Below are 1051 nucleotides of genomic sequence, written 5' to 3'. Positions count from 1 at the left end.
AGGAAGTGGTCAAGGATGCCTACAAGGCGCTGAAAGCCAAACTCACCGGGTCAGTGGCAGAGGATGTGGCCGAGCTGGAGCAGGCGCCGGATTCCAAAAGCCGCATGGGCGTAATCGCCGAAATCGTGGATGGCCTGCCAACAGCAGATCAAGAAGAGTTGCGTCGTCTGGCGCAAGCGCTCACCTCGAAGCTGGAGGAAGCAGGACCGATTGGTTTTGATGCCAGGGGGCTCAAAGCTCTGAACGTGGAACTTGGCAAGATCGACGTCACCGAAGGGACGGGAGCAAGCTTCCGAGACGCGACAATAACAGGGACTCTGAAGGCCGGGGACATCAAGGTGGGAAAAACCCAGCGGTAGCGGACCCTTCTCAGACCGTTACCGTTGGAGTTCAAGTCGCTGGGAGCACCATCGGAACGTTGGTCGCCGGCTTGAGCGCCGAAGATCTCGTGGCCGAACTCGACAGGCGAGGCTTGCTCCAGTCCGCGGAACTGGCCGGATTGCAGCGCCACATCGTCATCGCCCTGGCTGAACGTCTGAAGCCGGACGATGATCTGGATTTCGAGCAAGCGATCGTGGAGCTCAAGCGAGCCGTCAAAATTGCGCTCGATGTCATTGCGAGGGGCGCGCAGGGATCCAACGAAGGTGCCTTCGTCGATGCGGTGCTGGCACAGGTCGCCGAGAAGACCAGGAACGAAGATCTGGATGGAGCGGCGCAGACCCTGGAGACCGCACTCATCGAGCTCGACAGGCAAGAGGCCGAACAGAGAGAGGCGACAATCCGGAAGCGAACCATCTTTCTTGAGGCCGCCATCAAGCAGCACACACTCAGACGCGACGCCGTTGCTGTCGTCAGTCAACTCGAACGTCTTGTCGATATTGATCGAAGCGCCGACCGACCTGCGTGGCTCCCGCAATTTCGGGAACAGTATCAGAAATATCTGCAGGACGGGCAGGCCCAAGGCATCAGTTTCTCGCTCCTCGTTGCAATTGAATGTAGCAGGCGTATGGGCGCCACAGCTCGCGATTCCGACGAGAGAGGCAACGCAGAT

At 59.1% G+C, this 1051-nt stretch carries 2 protein-coding genes; both read left to right on the top strand.

What is annotated here, in order from left to right:
- Positions 1-359, top strand: a 359-nt coding sequence (locus tag QQL24_RS36360; RefSeq protein ID WP_284317209.1) for a hypothetical protein, incomplete at its 5' end; no start/stop codon positions are given.
- Positions 360-430: 71 nt separating this feature from the next.
- A partial coding sequence (locus QQL24_RS36355; protein ID WP_284317208.1) for a hypothetical protein occupies positions 431-1051 on the top strand: 621 nt, incomplete at its 3' end.

The organism is Labrys miyagiensis, assembly GCF_030160835.1.
Lineage (GTDB): Bacteria > Pseudomonadota > Alphaproteobacteria > Rhizobiales > Labraceae > Labrys > Labrys miyagiensis.
Note: the sequence above shows the minus strand (reverse complement) of the source record. Positions and strands in the feature narration are given on the sequence as shown.